The following is a 21,938-nucleotide window of genomic DNA, read 5'->3' as shown; positions in this document are numbered from 1 at the left end:
ATGAAAGCACTGTTCTGGCGTGACCTTAAACTATTATTAGCGCCACAAGCCTCTTCACTAACAGGACTATTATTTTTTATCGCTGTTGTTGTCATAACCCCCTTTGCCATTGGACCAGATCCCAAAATTCTTGCACAAATAGGGCCAGGTATATTGTGGTTTGGAGCCCTTCTTGCAGGACTCCTCAATCTAAACAAACTTTTCCAAATCGATCGCGATGATGGTAATCTCGACCAATTTATCCTTTCAGGAAAAAGACAAAGTTTTACACTAATTGTTTTTACCAAATGTCTTGCCCATTGGGTAGGAACAATGCTTCCTCTTATTTTTGCTACACCTATTTTAGCCCTCATGCTCCATTTAGATGTAACAATAACTTTTACAACAATACTTACCCTTTTATGCGGAACACCAGCCATTATTTTTATTGGCGCCATAGGCGCGGCACTGGCAACCTCATTGTTGCACAGTACTCTGCTTATTTTTATCATTATCTTGCCGTGGGTCATTCCAATTATGATTTTTGGTGTCTCGGCTGCTACAGCCCCAATAAATCCAAATATTTCTTTTCTCACGTCCTTGGCTCTTCTCAGCGCTTTTTCACTTCTTTTGAGTCTCTTTGGCTCTTTTGTTGCTGCGATAACGCTTAAACTTTTATCAGAATAATAAAAGATGATTGCCGCATAGCAAAACTCTGCCTATTATGAATTTCATGAATGAACTATCTCGTCCATATAAAATCAGGTCACTCCCTGCAAGTTTCATCCTTTTCATGAAAATAAGCAGTATCGTCTTACCTTGGTTGGCCGGCATAACATTGTGTTTCCTTATTTTAGGACTTATTCTGGTGATGTATTCCCCTGATGACTATCAACAAGGCATTACTGTTAAGATTATGTACCTTCATGTACCCTTTGCGTGGTTGTCTACATTCTGTTATGTAACGATGAGTGCAGCAGCATTAGGAAATCTGATTTGGAAATATCATCTTGCTGATGTGGCACTTAAATGTGGAGCGCCTATTGGAGCGATTTTTACCGCATTGGCTCTCATGACAGGAGCACTTTGGGGGCGACCTACATGGGGAACATGGTGGGTCTGGGATGCACGGTTAACATCAGTTTTAATTCTGCTTTTTATCTATCTTTCCATTATCCTGCTTGGACGTGCTTTTGACAACCAAGTAAAAGCCGCTCGCGCTACTGCAATTCTTACACTTGTTGGATTTGTTAATATTCCTGTTATTAAATTTTCCGTTAATTGGTGGAATACATTGCATCAACCAGCATCATTGTTACGTGCTGGAGGATCAACAATCGACAATGCTATGTTATGGCCCCTTATAACAATGCTATTTTGTTTTATCTTTATGTTTATTGCACTCTATTTGATGGCTATGCGAAATGAAATCAATAATCATTATATTCGAATACTTCAGATTAAAAAATCCCGTCGTGCACAACAACAGGACTCTTCATCATGCTCGACCTAAATGGCATCCAGGGCGGACTTTTAGGAAATCTATCTCAGAAAATTGATTTTTTCCTTAGCACCCTTAAACACGAGCAAATTGTTGTTTTAAGCTATGTGCTTTCTGCAATATCCCTCTTATGTCTTATTGGATATATTCTTTGCAAAGCGCTATACCAAAAAAAAATTCTCCAACAGCTAAACAAAAAAGAGTTGTCACAAAAAGAAAAGTATAATGAAAAACATCCCTCCAAAACTTAAAAAAAATATATCTTTGCCTGTTCTGCTTGTTTTTTTTGGACCATTTGTGCTTTTTCTTCTTCTCGTGGTGCTTTTTTTCAACTTTATGGATAAAAAAAACCTTCAAGATTCTTCTCTTCTCCCAAACGCATTAGCTGAAAAACCTGCTCCCAATATTCATCTTCCTCTTCTTGATAAAGAAAGTTATCTCAATTCAAAACAGTTTAAGGGACGTGTCACGTTGATCAATTTTTGGGGCTCTTGGTGTTTGCCCTGTCGCGAAGAGCATCCTATTCTTATGAAAATTGCACAAGATAGACGTTTTGATCTGATTGGTATTAATTATAAAGATAACAAAACAAACGCCCTGCGCTTTTTAAACAGTTTTGGTAATCCTTTTAAATTTATTGGCTTTGATGTTTCAGGATATACAGCTATTGATTGGGGAATATATGGACCCCCAGAAACCTTTCTCTTGAATAAAGAGAGCATCATCATTGCCAAACATGTTGGTCCCTTAACATGGCAAATTTATCAAAAAAAAATTCTACCAAAAATTAAACAAGCGATCATGACAGAAGAAAAATAAAATATCAAAATATTGATTTATAAATAGTAATTTACCATTTCTATCTATTAACTGAAAATACCGTATACTATGAGTGTTTTTTAAAATTTCTATATGTTGAATCAAAAAAACATTTAAGATAAAGACTAAAAATACCCCTTATGAATTGTCTAAACGTGAAAATAATTGGCAATATTTTAAGTTGAAAAATACAATAATGCAGGTTTGTAAAAACATAACGTTTTATCATGCTATGTATGCTACTTTATTTATACGGATCCTCATTCTTCTTAGGAAAATTTGACAAGAGCATTACCATTGTTGATTCAAAAACATGTGCAAAGAAATATCTGTAGAGCAAACCTCCCAAATATAACAAAAATTTAAGTAGTTTTCATTTTTTTAGCGATTAAATATCTGTTTTGGAACTTTATTTTTGATTATTTGGACAAAACAATATTGCTATAGAAACATCGTTAGATTAGTGAAAGCAACCAACTATTATTTTCAAAATCATATAGTGTTCTGTCTCCGCTTTTTTATCTGAAATGCACATTGTTATGAGGGGACTTCACCACTATTTTCATCTTTATAAAATAACAAATCCATTCCTTCGCAGCGTTATTGGTATATTTATTCCCATTACACTATCTGTTCGTAATAGACTCCATAAAGCCCATATTGAGTCTATACATTCTTATTCTTTCGATAATTTATCTTATGATTACAACTAATAAGCTTTTTTGACTTTTAATAAGATAAATTCGAGTAAGAAAATATGACTACAATCAAAAAATCTCATTTAACAGAGAAGATAAGTTATAAGTACATGATCAATCTATCAATGAATATTATAAAAGAATTCATTGTAAGAAATAAGCTTTTGAGATGAAAAAATAAACAAGAAGCTTTTTCGAGAGGAGAAAATATATTTTACAGAGAACTCTTTTTTAAGCACTCGGTGACGTGATTACTGATTTCAACAGAAAGATCACTCGTATACATTAAAAAACTCTAAGACAAGAAATATTCTAGAAGTTCATATGAGCTTATAGGTAAACTTTTATGACGCAAATAAAATAGGCTTTTGTTGCAATCATCATTTTTTTATGAAAAATATTTGATTATGTTTTTTCTTCTAAAATTCTTGTGGTGTAAAACAATACGTTTTTGAGCAAAATTCACATGTGACTGAAATATATTTATTTTTAACCATTTTATTGCGTTCATCAATCGAAAATCCTTCTAGGATTCCTTTAATTTTTTCGTGTGAACAAGAACATTGATCGACAAGAGAAAAAGGATTAAAAACTCTAACACCTTGTTCATGAAAAAGACGGAACAAGAGCTGTTTACTACCAACTTGGGGATCTGTTAATTCTGAACTTTCAATCGTTGCCATGAGTATTTTAGCTTCCTGCCATTGGTTATCCAATTGGCTATGGGTTTTCGTTTTTTCTCGCGTTTGATGAGGGGTATCTATTTTATGATGAGACAATTCTTGGGGTAAAAGTTGGATCAAAATACCTCCAGCTCGCCAGCTTTTCTGCGTTTTTCCTTGTTGGTCACGATTAATTAATATAGCAACAGCCAAACGGATATCGGTAGGAATTTGTTCTGATTGATCAAAATAAATACGAGAAGTTTCTTGTAAATTTGATCCATCTAATGCAACTATCCCTTGATAGGGCTGCATATGGGGACCTTGATCAATTGTGAAGGCTAAAGTGCCTTTCCCTAAAAGGGTTTCTGAAGAGATTTGATTATTGTCCATGGCTTGTTTAAGCTGTTCTTTATCAAAACGAGCATATCCACGTAAACTGGAAGGAGGCGAAAAATCGCATACCAACATATTAACCGGTCCATCTGAATGAGTTTGTAAAATAAATTTTCCCGTAAGCTTTAGAGAAGTTCCAAGCAAAACAGTTAAAAGTAAAGCTTCTGCTAGAAGATAGGAAACCGGTTCAGGGTATTGATGTCTGTTAAGAATAGAATTTAAAGTTTCTCCAAGTTGTACGGCACGTCCACGAATATCAAGTTCTTCGACTTGAAAGGGAACAACAGTATCATCTTCATGCAAGAAGTTGTTATTGAGAGAGGCTTCATCTTTAGCTTGTTTACTCATAGCTTTGCCTTTTTTATATAATTTGTTGTAGAGGAGCTATTGTGGAGAGAAAAACGCATCTTGTAAACACCAAGAAAGAATTGCCTTTTGAGCATGAAGACGATTTTCAGCCTCATCGAAAACAACGGAGTGCGGTCCATCAATAATAGAATCAACCACTTCTTCACCACGATGAGCAGGAAGACAATGCATAAAAAGAGCATCAGATTTTGCTAATTTCATGAGAGCTTCATTGACTTGATAAGGCTGAAAAATAGAATGACTGCGAGCACGAAACTCTTGTCCCATGGAGACCCATGTATCGGTCATAATACAATCAGCATCTTGAGCTGCTTTTTGGGGACTATGAGTTAGTGTAAGGTGCGCTCCTCGTTCACGTGCCCAATGTATAAATTTTTCTTGTGGTTCACTGCCCTTTGGAGTAGCAATACGCAAATGAAAATCAAAAAGAGCTGCGGCCTCAATTAAGGAATGGAGCACATTATTACCATCCCCCATCCACGCGAATATTTTGCCAGCAATTGGCCCCCGATGCTCTTCATAGGTTAATATATCTGCTAAAATTTGGCAAGGATGTGTATCATCTGTAAGGGCATTAATGACAGGAATTTGTGCATATTGTGCCAATTCGAGCATACGTTGATGTTTTGTTGTTCGTAATATCACGATATCCACAAAACGGGATAAAACACGAGCCGTGTCAGCTATAGTTTCACTATGACCAAGCTGCATCTCTGACCCCGTGAGCATGATTGTATCTCCCCCAAGCTGGCGCATACTGATATCGAATGAAATACGGGTTCGTGTGGATGGTTTTTCAAAAATCATCGCAAGTGTTTTACCTATAAAAGGTTTTGAACCTTTCCCTGCTTTAAAAGATGCTTTAAGGATTTTTGCATAATCGATCAGTGCGCGTGCTATTGCTGGCGTTAAAATGGATAAGTCCGTGAAATGACGAAGAGCATTTGTCATGTGTGTAATATTTGTCTTTCTTTGTTTACTTGCGAAAGATACGCTATTGCTTTTTCAATACGATGCAAACTTTCATCTATTTCTTCTTCCCTAATGATAAGAGGAGGCAATAAGCGCACAACATTGTTGTTGGCAGCAACACTTAAGAGATATTCATTTTCTAAAGCATTAACGACAAGATTAGAAGACACAACACACTGAATACCCACCATTAGGCCCATCCCCTGAACTGCGCAGATAATATCAGGATAGATATTGAGAATGTGCAAAAGTCCACTTCTTAGTTTATTTCCCATACGCTGAACGTGGTTGAGAAAATTTGGCTCTAACAAAATATCAAGAACACTATTTCCTACAGCCATTCCAAGAAGATTTCCTCCAAAGGTTGAACCATGGGTCCCAAGTGTCATGCTTTTTGCAACTTTATCCGTTGCAAGGCAAGCACCTAATGGAAATCCTCCTCCTAATCCTTTTGCGAGGGTAAGAATATCAGGTGAGACATCACTCCATTCATAAGCAAAAAGCTTCCCTGTTCGTCCTATACCCGTTTGGACTTCATCCAAAATCAATAACAGACCATTATCATCGCATATTTTGCGCAAAAATCTTAAATATTCATGAGAAACCGTTCGTATTCCTCCTTCTCCTTGAATAGGTTCAATAAGAATAGCGGCGGTATTTTTATTAATAGCGTTACGCAAAGCGATTTCATCACAAAAAGGTACTTGAATAAATCCACCAGCTTTAGGTCCAAAGCCTTCAAGATATTTTTCATGCCCAGTCGCAGCAAGTGCTGCAAGTGTACGTCCATGAAATGCCCCTTCAAAAGTAATTATTTCAATGCGTTCTGAATGACCAGCAGCATAGTAATAATGACGTGCCGTTTTGAATGCGCACTCCAATGCTTCAGTGCCTGAATTGCAGAAAAAAACCTTATCCGCAAAACTATTTGCACAAAGCCGCGTGGCAAGAGCTGCTTGTTCAGGGGATTGAAAAATATTAGAAACATGCCAAAGTTTTTCAGCTTGCATTTTGAGCGTATCAACCAATTTTGGATGTGAATACCCTAATGCATTAACAGCAATGCCAGATGTGAAATCAAGATAATGTTCTCCCTTATCGGAAATAAGCCATACACCATGCCCCTGTTCAAAATGCAAATCTCGTCGTGCGAAGCATTCATAAAGTGGTTGTATAGAGACGGCATCCATCATAATTTCCTTTATATTTTAACCTTTTCAATATATATACAAAGCAACACTACAAATAAAACAACATGGTACATTTTGTTACGGTGCTTTCAACATTTCATTACGATTAATGATTACACCTATGGAATAGATCATTACACCAATTGAAAAAAAGTCAATGAAGGTTCTATAAATAAGCATTTTGGGAAAAAGCCTTAAACAAAAGTGAAAGTTTAACCTATGATTGATTTGCAAGTTGGGGAAAACATTCTAAATAAACTCTTCAAGAGGTAAAGACTCTTGTCATAGAGTGAGTGCATATTGTAATTTATAATATAATAAGCAAGATGATGTGTTTTAGTTTGTAAGTCCACAGGTTGGATGATTTTCTTATGCTCGCTTAGAGTGTAAAATTCTTTCATTCAGCGTAGTGAAAATATTATTAAAACATTTGAAGATGCAAAGGGGAGAGCATCTTAGTGACGTAATCGGAATGGAGTGCTGGTATGGGTTGGACATGTGAACGCGTTGAGCTTCTTAAAAAGCTTTGGAGTGAAGGGTTAAGTGCAAGTCAAATTGCTGCTCAATTAGGTGGGGTCAGCAGAAACGCAGTCATCGGCAAAGTACACCGATTAAAGTTACCAGGACGCGGTAAGACAGCACAAGGAAGCGCGCGTACGCAAAAACCCCCCGTGGGAAGCAGCCCATCATCTCCACGTGTGCGTCGCAACACATCCACGGTATCGCCAATGAACACATCATCTGTAAGTATTGAAGAAACAGCTTTAAAGACAGAATTTGTAGCGGAAGATATAAAAGAAGTTGATATGTCCACAAAATCCAATGTAGTTGTGCCTATATCACGTCAACTTAATCTTTTACAATTGAGTGAAAATACATGTAGATGGCCGGTTGGCGATCCATTATCAGCAGATTTTCATTTTTGTGGTGCAGATTCTGATGAAAATAGCCCCTATTGTGCCTTTCATGCTAAGTTAGCATTTCAACCAATATCTGAAAGACGTCGGATAAGAGTGTAATATCCTCGATTGAATCTCATATTCTACACCTTCTGCGCTTCGTTATGAAATTTTAATTATCGAATTATTATGAGAAAGAAATTTAATAGAGCTTTTAATGAGTGAAAAAATTTCTTCATGAAACTATTCAACGAAATTGTATCTTTTGTGCTATTGCACAATTATGTGTTGTAAAGTTATATTCCTGTTTATTTCCAAGATCCTCTTTAATTTAGTTGTACTACTTTTAACACTATCCATAGCAATATCTTTTGAATAAGACAATTTCTCATGTTTTTATTCTTCGTGTATTTAATAGAGTAATGCTGTGGTTTATAAAAACAATTTATCGCGTTGCAACCTAAATGAGATCCATCAATATCTCTTTCATTTCAAGCCCTCTTATATTGAATCAATCAAAATCTTTCGTTTGGGCGTCACGAATGAGATGAGAACTGGGGAGAGTAAAAACACTTAAAGAAAAGCATGCCTTCTACAAATGCTTTCAAGTGCCAAGGGCTTCAAGAGTTGTTGCAACATTGGGAGCTAGCAAAGTGTGTGATGATGCCAGCTTGCTCTTTTATTAAGCATAAAGATAAGAGTCTTAATGGATTTATCGTTATACCCTTCACGGATGCCGTCGCAAAATAGGCTTGGATGCGTTGAGAAATGTTTCTTTAAAACAAGCCTGTGCATATATGCAATCCAATGTCATTCTGTTTTGCGTGAGGGATGTGCCCCATCAAAGAATGCGATAAATAAAAGCGTGAAGCAATACGTAGAATGTAAAATGATATATTTATAATTTTTTATAAAAAATTATAAATAAGGGGATATTGTATTCAAGGCTCTTACGAAATATACGAAAACTATAAATTATTACGTATAAATAAATATTAAACCTAGAACGACCACAATAACATCACTTTCCTTTTCCCGACACGAAACGGCGCAACCAAACATAAAGTGCACCTTCTCCGCCATGCTGACGCGCTGCTTGCTCAAACGCATGGACATAATATCGAAAAGCTGGTGTTGATAACCAATACGGAACAAATCTATACAAAGCTCCATCGCTCCCAACAGATCGTCCTTTTCCTGTAATCACAAGGACATAACGCAATCCTCTCTGCTGAGAGGATTGTAGAAAATTTTTTAAGAAAAAATAAGCTTCTTCCTGCATATAACCGTGGAGATCAAGGCGCGCCTCAAGAGGATAACGACCTTGGGAAATTTTACGATGTGCAACATGATCAAAGAAATGAATCTTTTGTACTTGTGTAACTGCCCTCTTTTCTTTTTTAATAAATGTCGAGGATTGTTGATTTTCCTGAGACAATGAAGAGATTTGAGTTACAGGCTGTTTTTTATCATTAATATTTGCAATAGTTTCTGAAGCAGAAGAGAGCATCTTACCGTGAAGCGGTGTTATCGTACGACAAACCATCTCCCATAAAAGGCGATCCTGTGAAGCCAATAAATCTCTTTTTTGTCTCCATTTACTTGAGGACATTTTAATTTCTCATAAATCATTGAATACTTATGGAAGAAAAACAAAAAGTATTTTAATTTTCATTTTCTGTAGCAAAAAGCTTCCAGTTTGGATCTGACGATAAACTATTGCGAACGAAAGTCCAAATATCCCTGATTTCTACAATAGCATCAGGATCACCGTCTATACGCTCACCCTGTTCATTATAAGTAACAGAAATCATCTCACTGACAATACGTATCGTTAAAAGTTCATCCTTTTCTTGTATTGCCGCCGCAACAAATTCGATCTTATTAATTCCAACAAAAGTGAACTCTATTCTCTCTTTATTTTTTTCTCGTTGCTCAATAGCCGTACAAAAGCTCTCAAAAACATCCTGACAAAGCAAGCTTTTAAGTTGATTGCGATCACCTTTGGCAAAAGCTGTTACAATCATTTCATAAGCAATTTGTGCACCTTTTATAAAAAATTGAGGAGAAAATTGAGGATCAATTTTATGCAATTCCCGCAAATTTTTATTCAAAATACTCCCCTCCGGTGAAATTTTATCAATTTCACTAAAGTCGTCTTTTTGTGAATTTTTCTGATGAGGGAACGAAACAATATTATCAGCCGTTTCTGCTTCAACCTGTTTTTTAGAACGACGCGAATAAGGATCAAAGGGGGGCTTTTCAAACCCAATTCGTTTCCCTAATACATTACGGAGTTGCACAAAAATAACAACCATAACAACAAGAGCTATGACAAGTATAACGTCAAATTCCATGGGCGCTGTCAATCTCCAAAGCTTAAATCTCTAATAAACATTGCAGTCAATACCATTTATCAATAAATATGTAAAATAAGGAATCCTACCATTCAAATATTTTTATAGATTTTATATTAAATGGAGTGCTCTTAAGAATTTCTCCCCACCTCATCCAGAAGGAAATTTGCATGTGATAAAACTTTATTCTATAAGTCCTCGTTTTTTTGTTGTTATCTTTCTTTGCATTCTTTTAATCGAGATCGCTGGTTTTATCTTTGTTGGTCAAGAAATTGGTATTTTGGCAACTTTGAGTTTGGTTATTCTCACAACCATAGTTGGGGTCGTTTTATTGCGAGTTCAAGGGTTTTGCCTTTTAAAAAACATACAAACTGAACTTATCCAAGGGCGTACATTAGAGAATAATATTATTAATGATGTTTTCATCATGTTTAGTGCAATTTTACTTATTCTTCCTGGCTTTGTAAGTGATCTCTTGGGAATATTACTTCTTATTAAACCAATTCGCTCTATTGTTTGGCATTTCTTTACATCATTACAAAACAAAATGAATCCCAATACTAAAAGAAAAAATGATGCTGAAAAAATAATTGATCTTAACGCAGAAGATTACACAATTCATGATACGACAGAATCTCCATGGCGCAAAAATGATGATAACCATTGAAATGCCTAAAAAATCTGTAACAAACTAAAAAAATATTCAAGATAAAGAGCGCATTTCTTGCAACCTTTTTCAAGGCGTGATAACCAATTTGGTCTTTAGATCTAAAATAAATATACATATTATAATGAGAGAGGTTCGTCGTATGGCCGAAGGTGAAATGAATAACAGTGGTGGAGAGCCGGTTTTTGCTGTATTAACTCAATATTTAAAAGATTTATCATTCGAAAACCCAGGTGCTCCTCGTTCATTGCGTACGCATGAAAAATCACCACAAATTGATATCAATATTAACGTCAATGCTAACCCAATTGGTGATGACAATTATGATGTCGTTTTGTCTCTCTCCGTCAAAGCCAATGATAATACTGAAATCTTATTTCATGTGGAACTGATTTACGGTGGTGTTTTCCACCTTGAAAACATTCCACAAGAACATGTTATGCCATTGGTCTTTATTGAATGTCCCCGTCTTTTATTTCCATTTGCTCGCCAAATTATATCTGATGCTACTCAAAATGGTGGTTTTCCACCTTTATGGATTGATCCTATTGATTTTGCAGCCCTCTTCCAAAAGCGTCTCGCCGAAGAACAAAAAGACAATCAAATACAGCCCTCTTAAAAAATTTATTCTTTTGCTATCATAAAGCCCCTTGATATATTATTGGTATATTAGGGGCTTTTTTCCTTTAGACGGCTTTTGCGGCATGATAAGCCGCGAGCATTGCAATATTGACCACATCTGTATCGTTTCCACTAAACGGTACAATTTGGACAGATTTTTCCAATCCAATTAAAATAGGACCAATGATGGTTGCTCCACCAAGTTCTTGTAACATTTTGCTTGCAATGGAAGACGCGTGATATCCAGGCATAACCAAAATGTTAGCGGGCTCTGTTAATCCCATAAATGGATATTGCTGCATCAATTTGGAATTGAGTGCTACATCAGCACTTATTTCTCCATCAAACTCAAAATCAACCTTGCGTTCATGCAAAATATTAATCGCATCCTGAATTTGCTGTGTGATTTGCCCTTTCATATAACCAAACGTAGAAAATGCTAAAAATGCTACCCGTGGTTGATATCCAAATCCACGTACAAACGAAGCGGTTTGTTCCGCTATATCCGCAAGTTCTTCAGCATTAGGATTTTCATAAACAGCTGTATCCGTAATAAACACAGTTCGTCCTCGGCAAATGGCCATTGAGATACCAATCAATCGTTCTTTTGGTTTTTCATCAATTGCACGACGTATATCGATCAGCGCTGTTTCATAATTGCGTGTCACCCCTGTAACCATTGCATCAGCATCTCCTAGTGCCACCATACACGCAGCAAAATAATTGCGATCATTATTGATACGACGATGACAATCACGCAACAGCCAGCCTTGACGCTGCATCTTTTTATAAAGATAATTCGCATAATCATCTGTACGGCAAGAAAGCTTAGCATTCATAATAGAAATACCTTCACGCTCCAGATCAATTCCAGCGATAACAGCTGTTTCTCTTACTTGCTCTTCACGACCGACCAAAATCGCTTGTCCTAATTTTTGATGAACATAGGAAACGGCTGCCCGCATAACTTGCTCTTCTTCACCTTCTGCAAAGACAATTTGTTTTGGCGCTTGACGAACATGGTTATAAACCCCACGCATCATCGAAGAAGTAGGATCACGTCTCGCATTCAAATCGCGCTCATAGGCCTCTAAATCATCTATGTTCTTTTGCGCAACACCGCTTTCCATTGCTGCTTTTGCTACCGCTATTGAAACAACCGTCAATAAACGTGGATCAAAAGGAACAGGGATGATATAATTAGGACCAAATTTTAATCGCTTTCCACGATAAGCTTCTGCAACGCTGTCAGGCACTTCTTCATGCGCTAAATTGGCAAGAGCCTTTGCCGCAGCAATCTTCATTTCTTCATTAATAACTCTTGCACGCACATCAAGTGCACCACGAAATATATAAGGAAAGCAGAGAACATTATTAATCTGATTTGGATAATCGGAACGCCCTGTTGCGACAATGGCATCATGACGCACTTGCATAACCTCTTCCGGCGTAATTTCTGGATCAGGATTAGCCATAGCAAAAATAATCGGCTGTGGTGCCATAGATCTTACCATTTCAGGAGTAAGAGCACCTTTAGCAGAAACCCCAAAAAATATATCTGCACCTTCCATTGCTTCTATAAGCGTACGTTTATCTGTTGGAATAGCATGCGCAGATTTCCACTGATTCATTCCCTCTTTTCGGCCTTCATAGACCACACCCTTTGTATCACATAATATGATATTTTCAGAACGAAAGCCCATCGCTTTAATCAGTTCAATACAAGCAATTCCTGCAGAACCAGCACCATTACAGACTAACCGCGTATTTTGCATATCACGCCCTGTTAAAGTCAAAGCATTGAGAACACCAGCAGCAACAATAATTGCTGTACCATGTTGATCGTCGTGAAAAACAGGTATATTCATCACCTCGCGTAGGCGGCTTTCAATCATAAAGCACTCTGGCGCCTTAATGTCTTCAAGATTAATTCCACCAAAAGAAGGTTCTAAATGACGCACCAAATTGATAAAACTTTCTGTATCGTTTATATCAATTTCTAAATCAATGGAATCAATATCCGCAAAACGCTTAAACAGCACTGCTTTGCCTTCCATAACCGGCTTAGAGGCAAGGGCTCCTAAATTACCTAACCCTAAAATAGCGGTTCCATTTGAAATAACAGCAACAAGATTTCCTTTTGCTGTATAATCATAAGCTAACGCTGGATTTTGAGCAATTGCCTTAACTGGAACTGCAACACCTGGTGAATAAGCAAGTGCTAAATCATGCTGTGTTGCCATAGACTTTGTTGCAACAATCTCAAGCTTTCCTGGTCGACCACGACTATGAAAATCTAGAGCTTCTCTTTCGCTCGCACTGTAAACAGTTTGAGACATTTTCTGATCCTGCTCGCTCTTTTTCATCTCACTTTATTTTCTCCAAAAACAGTGTAAATTTTGCTTGATAATGCGTATAGTCATTGAATTTGATTCATATATTAGAAATCGCTATTCTTGCCTTAGCAAATCTGATGATGCGTTGCAATTTAGAGATAAATAGATATTAAAGTAAACAAAAAAGAGTAAAAACTTCACTTAAAGGAAACAGGCCTCGTACAAATGGATAAAAAAGACAACCATAAAAATAATTTAATTCCACAGCCTGCCTCCTCATCTGCTTCCTCTCAAGAACGTCTGACACCTATGATGGAGCAGTACATAGAAATCAAAGCCGTACATCATGATTCTCTTCTCTTTTACCGAATGGGGGATTTTTATGAATTATTTTTTAATGATGCGATTGAAGCTGCTCAGGCTTTAGGAATCACACTCACAGCACGCGGAAAACATTTAGGACAAGATATTCCTATGTGCGGTGTTCCCGTTCATGCTGCTGATGATTATTTACAAAAACTGATTGCTTGTGGTTACCGAGTTGCTGTTTGTGAACAAATAGAAGATCCTGCTGAAGCAAAAAAACGTGGCTCAAAATCTGTTGTTCGGCGTGATGTTGTTCGCCTTGTAACACCTGGAACGATAACAGAAGAAAAACTCCTTGATCCAACACGCGCAAATTATTTGATGACACTTTCCCGTATAAAAACAAGCGATGGAGAGGAATTTGCTCTTTCTTGGATTGATATCTCAACAGGCATATTTCGTGTAACAGAAAGCCGCCAAGAAAAACTTTTGGCAGATATTATGCGTGTGGATCCACAAGAAATCATTGTTGCTGATTCATTCTTTCATGATAAATCTCACAAATCACTTTTTAATGTTCTTGATCGTATCGTTTCACCTCAACCTGCTTGTCTCTTTGATGCACTGACCGCTGAACGCGATATTTGCAATTATTTTAAACTCTCAACTCTTGAAGGCGTTGCCGATTATTCACGTTCCGAACTCTCTGCAATTGTAGCTGCTATTCGTTATATCGAAAAAACACAAATCACGCATCGTCCTCCCCTCATGCAGCCTGAGCGCCAAAATGAAAGTGCGACTCTTTTTATTGATGCCGCAACCAGATTAAGCCTTGAACTTATTCGTACGACATCAGGTCAACGGGATGGAAGTTTATTAAAAGCTATTGATCGCACTGTAACAGGAGGAGGATCACGCCTTCTCATCGATCGCCTTATTGCTCCCCTCACCACTCCTTCGGCTATTGATACACGTTTGGATTCTATCGATTTTTTTCTACGTAATCCTTCTCTTGCAGAAGCGATAAAGCTTATTTTAAAAGGGGGACCAGATATGCCCCGCGCCGTTTCACGTTTGGCTCTTGGACGAGGAGGTCCCCGTGATATGGCGACAATCCAGCGCGGCTTTGAAATCATTCGTGAATTGCATCAACTTCTTAATAATGAGCTTCTGCCTCAAGAAATAAGTGATGTACAACAGGTGTTCTCAAACTTACCCACAGCGTTATACTTTCATTTAGAACAAGCATTAGCTGATGATCTCCCACTCCTTAAACGTGATGGTGGTTTTATTCGTTCAAATTATCATAAAGAGCTCGATGAAATGCGTGCTTTACGTGATGAATCGCGCCGTGTCATTGCTGAACTTCAAGCGCAATATGCCCAAGAAACAGATATTAAAACGCTTAAAATAAAGCATAATAATATTCTAGGTTATTTCATTGAAGTAACCAGTATACAAGCATCTGCTCTTACAAATAATCCACAAGCTAAAGCACGTTTTATTCATCGGCAAACAATGGCAAACGCTATGCGTTTTACGACAACAGAGCTTGCTGACCTTGAAAGCCGTATTGCCCATGCTGCCAATCACGCATTGACACTTGAACTAGAGATTTTTGATATTCTCGTTCAGGAAACTACCGAACAAGTTGATTTTATTCGTAAAGCCTCTGAAGCACTTGCTATTTTAGATGTCTCTGTCGCCTTAGCATATCTTGCTGAAGAACAAGGCTATTGCCGACCTAAAATTGATCTTTCACTTACCTTCCATATCACAGCAGGACGCCATCCTGTCGTCGAGCAAGCACTCCGCAAACAAGCAGCAGAACCTTTTATTGCCAATAATTGTGATCTCTCTGTGCAAGAAAATCAGCAATATGCAGCAATCTGGCTGTTGACAGGGCCTAATATGGGAGGAAAATCAACTTTTTTGCGGCAAAATGCTCTTATTGCTATTATGGCGCAAATGGGGTCCTTCGTTCCAGCGACTTCAGCACATATTGGTGTTGTTGACCGCCTATTTAGTCGTGTTGGGGCTTCCGATGATCTTGCACGGGGGCGCTCAACCTTTATGATGGAAATGGTTGAAACAGCAACAATTCTCAATCATGCTAGCCACCATTCCCTTATTATTCTTGATGAAATAGGACGTGGGACATCAACCTTTGATGGACTTTCTATTGCTTGGGCTGCTGTTGAATATCTCCATGAAGTTAACCATTGTCGTGCTATTCTCGCTACCCATTTTCATGAAATGACTGCACTTACCGAAAAACTTGACAGACTGCATAATGTAACCATGAAAGTCAAAAATTGGGATGGTGATGTAGTTTTTCTTCATGAGGTCACACCAGGAGCTGCTGACCGTTCCTATGGTGTACAAGTCGCAAAGCTTGCTGGACTTCCCCCAGCCGTTATTACACGAGCAACAGATGTACTCCATCAATTAGAACAAGGTGAAATGGCTGGAAAAGGGCATAAACTCATTGATGATTTACCACTCTTTTCTCTTAAAGCAACATCTCCCGTCAATGAAGCAAGAAACAAACATTGTGTACTTCACGAAGCTTTAAAAAATATCCATCCCGATGAACTCTCTCCTAAACAAGCTTTAGAAGCAATTTACCACCTCAAACAGCTTGAAAAGAATAACCTCTTATAGAAAACGGATGTTATTTTTTATTAAAAAGCTTTCTTAAGAGGAGATAAAGTATCACTTTTTGATATGCCACAGCACAAACTGTTGTTTACCGTATTCCCATCGCTTTTCTACACAATATATTTTGATAAGTGTAATGCATATAGAGGCAAAATCCTATGCATTATATTCCATATTTCCTTAGATCAATATTGGCCCGTAGACAAAAAATTAGTCAATATCGACTATTTTTACAAGATAGTCGTTTTTTGTGAAGATTGTCATGAAATCTCCTCCACCTTGCAAATACGCAATATTTAATGAATTATGCTTTTTCACAATCAATATTATTGTTATCATAGCAACAGTTTTAGTTTAAAGCTGTCGGTGTTGGGATGCCACCCCATTTTGCATAATAAATTCATGGATGATGGGTCTCGTATTTTCTTCACATTTTAAGTTATAAAAAGCTCTTTTACTGTTTTCATATGAACCATATAATCAGATATATCACAGCAGCATTTTATTTTCCTAAACATCCTTTGAACTCCTTCCCACACCTCAAAGGATAAAGATTTTCATTCACATCAAGTCTGCAAACAGTCTAGATTCTAAAGGATTTACCTTGACTTCCTTCATGTGATTCACTTAAACCCAAAGCTTGATAAACAAGTCTAAGAATATTCACCACACACTTAAAAAACACTTAATATATTAAGGAAGATGCCGTATATCACAGCCCTAAATGACAGTGTTTTTACGGTACAAAAAGATAATGCCACCAGTACAATAAATATCTTTCATAAATATAAGAACAGGAAATCGTAATTTCGTATAAAATTGAAATATGATATGAAGCGTAATCATACCATATCTATCTTTATCTGTCTTACATAGCTGCTGAAATAAGCAATCCGCAGCAGCTTTTAGTTGTATTGATAGCTTTTTAATCATACTTATCATGGCTCGAAATATTCTGATAAGTTCATAAACTCATAAAATAATTAGCTTAGAATATCGTGTAAAAGATGCAAAAAATCAGAATACTATCTCTCTTTTATAAGACGCGTCATTCATCTCATCAAATATTACGTACTGCACCCTTTGCAGCAGATGTGGTCATCGCTGCATAGGCTTTGAGAGCCTTTGAAACTTTACGCTGACGCTTCTCAATCGGTTGCCAAGCACCTTTTCCTTTTGCTTCCATCTTAGCACGGCGCTGCTTCATCTCAACGTCATCCACCAACATATGAATTCTACGATTTGGAATATCAATTTCTATGATATCCCCCTCCTCCACCAACGCAATTTCTCCTCCTTCAGCAGCTTCTGGTGAAATATGTCCTATCGAGAGCCCTGAACTTCCCCCTGAAAAACGTCCATCCGTAACAAGTGCACAAACCTTGCCCAATCCTTTAGATTTGAGATAACTTGTTGGATAAAGCATTTCTTGCATTCCAGGTCCACCACGTGGACCTTCATAACGGATTAAAACAATTTCACCTATTTTAATCTTATCAGTTAATATAGCTGACACAGCTGAATCTTGGCTTTCAAAAATTCTTGCCGGACCTTTAAAAGTTAAAATTGATTGATCAACGCCTGCTGTTTTTACAATACAGCCATCTTTTGCAAGATTTCCATAAAGAACTGCCAATCCTCCATCTTGTGAATATGCATGTTCCCTATCGCGAATCACACCTTTTTCACGATCAAGATCAAGGGTCTCATAGCGACAAGATTGGCTAAAAGCTGTCTGTGTTGGAATACCACCAGGAGCAGCACGATAAAATGTACGGACTGTTGGTTCATTAGTTTGTTTCACATCCCAACGGTAAAGAGCTTCTTTCATTGTTTTTGCATGAACCGTATAAGTTGACGTATCAATGAGTCCCGCCGCATCCAGTTCGCCTAAAAGCCCCATAATACCACCAGCGCGATGAACATCTTCCATATGTACATTCGCGACAGCAGGAGCAACCTTACATAAAACAGGAACACGACGTGAAAGATGATCAATATCCGTCATGGTAAAATCCACCTCACCTTCTTGCGCCGCGGCTAAAAGATGCAGTACTGTATTGGTTGATCCCCCCATAGCAATATCAACGGTCATTGCATTTTCAAAAGCCTTGCGTGAAGCAATAGAGCGCGGCAAGACTGTTTCATCATCTTTTTCATAATAACGTTTAACCAATGCAACAATCTGTTTTCCAGCTTCTTCAAAAAGCATCCGTCGATCTGCATGTGTTGCTAACATTGATCCATTTCCGGGAAGCGAAAGCCCCAATGCTTCCGTTAAGCAATTCATGGAGTTGGCTGTAAACATTCCTGAACACGAACCACATGTAGGACAAGCAGCACGCTCCATTTCAGCAACTTCTTCTTCTGAATTCTGTTCTGAAGCTGCTGCAACCATGGCATCGACCAAATCAACCCTTAGATCTTGATCCTTCCATTTAATCTTACCTGCTTCCATAGGACCGCCTGAAACAAAGATTGTCGGAATATTCAACCGTAAAGCAGCCATTAACATACCAGGCGTAATTTTGTCACAATTAGAAATACAGACAAGTGCATCCGCACAATGTGCATTAACCATGTACTCTACAGAATCAGCAATGATTTCACGTGAGGGCAAAGAATAGAGCATTCCATCGTGCCCCATCGCAATTCCATCATCTACAGCAATGGTATTAAATTCTTTCGCAACACCACCGGCAACCGCTATCTGTTGTGCGACTAATTGCCCAAGATCTTTTAAATGGACATGCCCTGGTACAAATTGTGTAAAAGAATTCGCAATCGCAATAATGGGTTTACCAAAATCAGTATCTTTCATCCCTGTTGCACGCCAAAGTCCGCGGGCTCCTGCCATATTACGCCCGTGGGTCGATATTCTTGAACGGTAAGAAGGCATTATTTTTTTCCCCTCAAATAATTCCATTTTGCTTGTTGTGCTGTAACTTCATTATAAAAACAAGAGCTTTAATATTCAAAAGAGAAAAATACCTTGTACTGAGGCATTTGAAGCACAAAATTAAAAGCTCTGCATAAACTTTTTCATAAAGCCTTTGTTTTTTTATTACCTGTTAATCAACATCTAATCCCTGTGCAATTCCACGTTTGAGACAAATATCAAAACGCTTCAGTGTGGCACGAACTGTACCAGATTTTTGTATGCCAGATTTGGTAAGTATATTGCATCTATCTGTTTGCGTAATTTCTGGAACAAGAAGACAGCCTAATTTGGAAAGAATATAAAGGCATCATGGTAAAAATCTATCATCTCCTTACAATTCAGCTTTACATCTTTCAAAAGCATTCATAGCAATATCTTTTAAATAACGATGACGCATTATATCATGCTTTTGTTTTTATACTCTTCAATGGAGCTACTCTCCTCACGAAGAACAGAAAACCCCAAACAAAATACACTTGTATAGCCTTCATGTACTCATTTTAAAGAAACATCTTTCAATGCACACTCGAGCCTATTTCACGATAGCGCCTATGAATGGTATAAAAGTTCCCGTGAATAATATAAATCTATAGGGGACATCTTCACACTTATGAAGAAGCAAACTGACACCATCATACATTTTTCTCATCCCCAATATTGCCAACATCCTTGCTAATTAAGACAATTCACAAGAGATATTTTTATTCCTTTCTTAGATATTTTTATTCCTTTCTTCAAGTGTTTTTATCCACACGGCTCTCCCTGCGTGTGACATACAAGCAAGTGACTTTAATTGTTTTAATACAAGAGGATTTCAAATGAGAGAACCTTATGATATTCGGGACTCTCATTCCAGTTGTAAAAATTAATTATGAATATAAACCTATACTTATCTCATTATAACTCACATTACACCCTTTACGAAAAAACAGATAGAATTTATAAAGAGTACAGCGTTTTCTCGTAAGGTAATCTAGTGCAGAGTTACAATTTGTAGTTCATGCTCATTGGCTCCAGCAAGGGCGATAGAACGCTCATCGGATAAAATGATAGGATAACCTGTTTCACCAAAGAGAGCCCATATCGTAATTCCTGGGGTCATTGGTGGAAGATCTGGAAAGTTTTTAGCCAGATCATCTGTACAAACTTTTTTTAAATAGGCAATCTGTCCCGCATCAGAGTAGGATGTGTTCTGAAACGACAAGTTTTGTTTATGTTCTCCCATTTCACTGTTCCTTTACGCCTTAACTTTTATGACTCACCACTACTGACTTTAATTGGAATCTGTTTTATTTCTTTTTTTAATTTTGGTTGATACAGATTAATTGATAAAAGACCATTTTTCAACTCTGCATTTGTAACATGCATCCCTTCCGCGAGAACAAAGGTTCGCTGGAATTGTCGCGCAGCTATACCGCGATATAAATATTGATGATTTTGGTTGTCCGTTTGTTTACCATGAATAACCAATTGATTATCATCGAGCAAAATATTAAGATGGTTAATCTTAAATCCAGCAACAGCCAAAGTTATCCGGATATGATTTGCATCATCATTTTTATGCAAACGTTCAATGTTATAGGCTGGGTAAGCCTCATCAGCTTTACCGATACGTTGCAATATTTTTTCTACGGTTTCAAACCCTAAAAGAAAGGGATTGGAGAAAGGCGTCACATGTGTCATTCATGAGTATCCTCTTTAAAACGGCTTTACTTGACCAAACTCTATAAAAGTGCTCGCTGCATTCCTCTCATATGGCGAGCGTGAATGATAACTTCAAGAGAGAAGATTTAAGAGAGTTCAATGCCTCAAGGTACCATAAAATTGTCAAAAGTGCGAAATTTATCTGGTATATTATATAATGAAAATGAAATTGCAGAAATATTTCGCCGTTTTTCTGTGCAACGCCCAGCGCCTAAGAGTGATCTTATCTATACAAATATTTTTACGCTTTTGGTTGCCGTTGTGCTTTCGGCTCAAGCGACAGATGTAAGCGTTAATAAAGCGACAAAAGAATTATTTCGCCTTGCTGATCAACCGGAAAAAATGGTTGCATTAGGAGAAGAAGAAATAGCACATCATATCCGTTCAATTGGTCTTTGGCGAGCAAAAGCACGCAATGTTTATGCACTTTGTAACTGTTTAATTGATTGTTATGGCGGTCAAGTACCTGATACGCGTGAAGCACTTATGTCCCTTCCTGGAGTGGGGCGCAAAACGGCTAATGTTGTTTTGAATGTTGCTTTTGGTCAGCCTACATTGGCAGTAGATACACATATTTTTCGCTTAAGCAATCGTCTTGGTTTAGCGCCTGGCAAAACACCAGAGATTGTTGAGAAAAAATTATTAAAGATTATACCAATCCATTATCTTCGTCATGCGCATCATTGGCTGATTTTACATGGACGCTATGTTTGCCAAGCACGTAAAGCACAATGTAGGCAATGCATTATTGCTGATCTATGTAAAGCAGCTATCAAAACAAATGCTATTCCGGCACCTTTAGTTGAGCTTCAAGGCAATGGAGCTCCGATTTTTTTGTAATACGGTCTTGCTATTTTGTG

General features: G+C 37.5%; 18 protein-coding genes. 9 read left to right on the top strand and 9 right to left on the bottom strand.

What is annotated here, in order from left to right:
• The 4 genes from ccmB to ACFIJ9_RS01025 are packed head-to-tail and all read left to right on the top strand — an operon-like array spanning position 1 to position 2,299.
• Positions 1-666 (top strand): heme exporter protein CcmB, encoded by a 666-nt coding sequence (ccmB, locus tag ACFIJ9_RS01040; RefSeq protein WP_375635431.1) that lies wholly within the window; start codon positions 1-3, stop codon positions 664-666.
• A gap of 46 nt (positions 667-712) precedes the next feature.
• Positions 713-1,492, top strand: a complete 780-nt coding sequence (locus tag ACFIJ9_RS01035) for a heme ABC transporter permease (protein ID WP_375635430.1) — start codon at positions 713-715, stop codon at positions 1,490-1,492.
• Positions 1,480-1,731: a hypothetical protein gene (locus tag ACFIJ9_RS01030; protein ID WP_375635429.1), complete on the top strand. Its 252-nt coding sequence runs from the start codon at positions 1,480-1,482 to the stop codon at positions 1,729-1,731. Before ACFIJ9_RS01035 ends, ACFIJ9_RS01030 begins: the two co-directional genes overlap by 13 nt.
• Positions 1,706-2,299, top strand: coding sequence for a DsbE family thiol:disulfide interchange protein (locus ACFIJ9_RS01025; RefSeq protein ID WP_375635428.1), 594 nt, complete (start codon positions 1,706-1,708; stop codon positions 2,297-2,299). Before ACFIJ9_RS01030 ends, ACFIJ9_RS01025 begins: the two co-directional genes overlap by 26 nt.
• A 1,117-nt stretch (positions 2,300-3,416) precedes the next feature.
• Here the strand turns inward: ACFIJ9_RS01025 and ACFIJ9_RS01020 are convergent.
• Genes ACFIJ9_RS01020 through ACFIJ9_RS01010 form a run of 3 tightly spaced genes read right to left on the bottom strand, consistent with a single transcriptional unit; the run spans position 3,417 to position 6,586 of the window.
• A complete protein-coding gene (locus ACFIJ9_RS01020) occupies positions 3,417-4,403 on the bottom strand; it encodes an Hsp33 family molecular chaperone (protein WP_375635427.1) in 987 nt (328 codons plus the stop codon).
• A gap of 36 nt (positions 4,404-4,439) precedes the next feature.
• Positions 4,440-5,375 carry an ornithine carbamoyltransferase gene (gene argF, locus ACFIJ9_RS01015; RefSeq protein WP_375635426.1) on the bottom strand — a complete coding sequence of 312 codons (936 nt, stop codon included), beginning with the start codon at positions 5,373-5,375 and terminating at the stop codon, positions 4,440-4,442.
• On the bottom strand, positions 5,372-6,586 hold the full coding sequence (locus ACFIJ9_RS01010) for an aspartate aminotransferase family protein (RefSeq protein ID WP_012754528.1): 1,215 nt from the start codon (positions 6,584-6,586) through the stop codon (positions 5,372-5,374). Before ACFIJ9_RS01010 ends, argF begins: the two co-directional genes overlap by 4 nt.
• 485 nt (positions 6,587-7,071) lie before the next feature.
• On the opposite strand from ACFIJ9_RS01010, the gene ACFIJ9_RS01005 reads away from it, so the two are divergent.
• Complete coding sequence (locus ACFIJ9_RS01005) at positions 7,072-7,605, top strand: GcrA family cell cycle regulator (RefSeq protein WP_375635425.1); 534 nt, start codon at positions 7,072-7,074, stop codon at positions 7,603-7,605.
• 901 nt (positions 7,606-8,506) lie between these two features.
• Here ACFIJ9_RS01005 and ACFIJ9_RS01000 read toward each other — a convergent pair.
• The gene (locus ACFIJ9_RS01000; RefSeq protein WP_012754526.1) at positions 8,507-9,097 is read right to left on the bottom strand and encodes a Smr/MutS family protein; all 591 of its coding nucleotides are present in this window, start codon (positions 9,095-9,097) and stop codon (positions 8,507-8,509) included.
• Between the two features lie 52 nt (positions 9,098-9,149).
• Positions 9,150-9,842: a Tim44/TimA family putative adaptor protein gene (locus ACFIJ9_RS00995; RefSeq protein WP_012754525.1), complete on the bottom strand. Its 693-nt coding sequence runs from the start codon at positions 9,840-9,842 to the stop codon at positions 9,150-9,152.
• 172 nt (positions 9,843-10,014) lie between these two features.
• Between ACFIJ9_RS00995 and ACFIJ9_RS00990 the strand changes: the two genes are divergently transcribed.
• The gene (locus ACFIJ9_RS00990) at positions 10,015-10,509 is read left to right on the top strand and encodes an FxsA family protein (RefSeq protein ID WP_375635424.1); all 495 of its coding nucleotides are present in this window, start codon (positions 10,015-10,017) and stop codon (positions 10,507-10,509) included.
• 142 nt (positions 10,510-10,651) lie between these two features.
• Positions 10,652-11,128, top strand: coding sequence for a protein-export chaperone SecB (secB, locus tag ACFIJ9_RS00985; protein ID WP_375635423.1), 477 nt, complete (start codon positions 10,652-10,654; stop codon positions 11,126-11,128).
• Between the two features lie 67 nt (positions 11,129-11,195).
• Here the strand turns inward: secB and ACFIJ9_RS00980 are convergent, their stop codons facing one another.
• On the bottom strand, positions 11,196-13,496 hold the full coding sequence (locus ACFIJ9_RS00980) for an NADP-dependent malic enzyme (RefSeq protein ID WP_375635422.1): 2,301 nt from the start codon (positions 13,494-13,496) through the stop codon (positions 11,196-11,198).
• A gap of 195 nt (positions 13,497-13,691) precedes the next feature.
• Here ACFIJ9_RS00980 and mutS point away from each other — a divergent pair, with 195 nt between their 5' ends.
• A complete protein-coding gene (mutS, locus tag ACFIJ9_RS00975; protein ID WP_375635421.1) occupies positions 13,692-16,436 on the top strand; it encodes a DNA mismatch repair protein MutS in 2,745 nt (914 codons plus the stop codon).
• A gap of 1,057 nt (positions 16,437-17,493) precedes the next feature.
• On the opposite strand, the gene ilvD is transcribed toward mutS, so the two are convergent.
• From ilvD to ACFIJ9_RS00960, 3 genes are all read right to left on the bottom strand, one after another.
• On the bottom strand, positions 17,494-19,332 hold the full coding sequence (gene ilvD / locus ACFIJ9_RS00970; protein ID WP_375627959.1) for a dihydroxy-acid dehydratase: 1,839 nt from the start codon (positions 19,330-19,332) through the stop codon (positions 17,494-17,496).
• Between the two features lie 1,015 nt (positions 19,333-20,347).
• Complete coding sequence (locus tag ACFIJ9_RS00965; protein ID WP_012754519.1) at positions 20,348-20,599, bottom strand: DUF1150 domain-containing protein; 252 nt, start codon at positions 20,597-20,599, stop codon at positions 20,348-20,350.
• Positions 20,600-20,625: 26 nt separating this feature from the next.
• A complete protein-coding gene (locus tag ACFIJ9_RS00960) occupies positions 20,626-21,057 on the bottom strand; it encodes an Hsp20 family protein (protein WP_012754518.1) in 432 nt (143 codons plus the stop codon).
• A 120-nt stretch (positions 21,058-21,177) separates the two neighbouring features.
• Here ACFIJ9_RS00960 and nth point away from each other — a divergent pair, with 120 nt between their 5' ends.
• Entirely contained in the window at positions 21,178-21,918 is a 741-nt protein-coding gene (gene nth / locus ACFIJ9_RS00955) for an endonuclease III (RefSeq protein WP_375635420.1), read from the top strand.
• Positions 21,919-21,938 lie beyond the last annotated feature (20 nt).

This window comes from Bartonella sp. MR90HLJMH, assembly GCF_042194115.1.
GTDB lineage: Bacteria > Pseudomonadota > Alphaproteobacteria > Rhizobiales > Rhizobiaceae > Bartonella > Bartonella grahamii.
Note: the sequence above shows the minus strand (reverse complement) of the source record. Positions and strands in the feature narration are given on the sequence as shown.

Bases quoted from the DNA above. Each gene is read 5' to 3' on its own strand.
- ccmB (WP_375635431.1), top strand. From the start codon at position 1: ATGAAAGCACTGTTCTGGCGTGACCTTAAACTATTATTAGCGCCACAA.
- ACFIJ9_RS01035 (WP_375635430.1), top strand. From the start codon at position 713: ATGAATGAACTATCTCGTCCATATAAAATCAGGTCACTCCCTGCAAGT.
- ACFIJ9_RS01030 (WP_375635429.1), top strand. From the start codon at position 1,480: ATGCTCGACCTAAATGGCATCCAGGGCGGACTTTTAGGAAATCTATCT.
- ACFIJ9_RS01025 (WP_375635428.1), top strand. From the start codon at position 1,706: ATGAAAAACATCCCTCCAAAACTTAAAAAAAATATATCTTTGCCTGTT.
- ACFIJ9_RS01020 (WP_375635427.1), bottom strand. From the start codon at position 4,403: ATGAGTAAACAAGCTAAAGATGAAGCCTCTCTCAATAACAACTTCTTG.
- argF (WP_375635426.1), bottom strand. From the start codon at position 5,375: ATGACAAATGCTCTTCGTCATTTCACGGACTTATCCATTTTAACGCCA.
- ACFIJ9_RS01010 (WP_012754528.1), bottom strand. From the start codon at position 6,586: ATGGATGCCGTCTCTATACAACCACTTTATGAATGCTTCGCACGACGA.
- ACFIJ9_RS01005 (WP_375635425.1), top strand. From the start codon at position 7,072: ATGGGTTGGACATGTGAACGCGTTGAGCTTCTTAAAAAGCTTTGGAGT.
- ACFIJ9_RS01000 (WP_012754526.1), bottom strand. From the start codon at position 9,097: ATGTCCTCAAGTAAATGGAGACAAAAAAGAGATTTATTGGCTTCACAG.
- ACFIJ9_RS00995 (WP_012754525.1), bottom strand. From the start codon at position 9,842: ATGGAATTTGACGTTATACTTGTCATAGCTCTTGTTGTTATGGTTGTT.
- secB (WP_375635423.1), top strand. From the start codon at position 10,652: ATGGCCGAAGGTGAAATGAATAACAGTGGTGGAGAGCCGGTTTTTGCT.
- ACFIJ9_RS00980 (WP_375635422.1), bottom strand. From the start codon at position 13,496: ATGAAAAAGAGCGAGCAGGATCAGAAAATGTCTCAAACTGTTTACAGT.
- mutS (WP_375635421.1), top strand. From the start codon at position 13,692: ATGGATAAAAAAGACAACCATAAAAATAATTTAATTCCACAGCCTGCC.
- ilvD (WP_375627959.1), bottom strand. From the start codon at position 19,332: ATGCCTTCTTACCGTTCAAGAATATCGACCCACGGGCGTAATATGGCA.
- ACFIJ9_RS00965 (WP_012754519.1), bottom strand. From the start codon at position 20,599: ATGGGAGAACATAAACAAAACTTGTCGTTTCAGAACACATCCTACTCT.
- ACFIJ9_RS00960 (WP_012754518.1), bottom strand. From the start codon at position 21,057: ATGACACATGTGACGCCTTTCTCCAATCCCTTTCTTTTAGGGTTTGAA.
- nth (WP_375635420.1), top strand. From the start codon at position 21,178: ATGCCTCAAGGTACCATAAAATTGTCAAAAGTGCGAAATTTATCTGGT.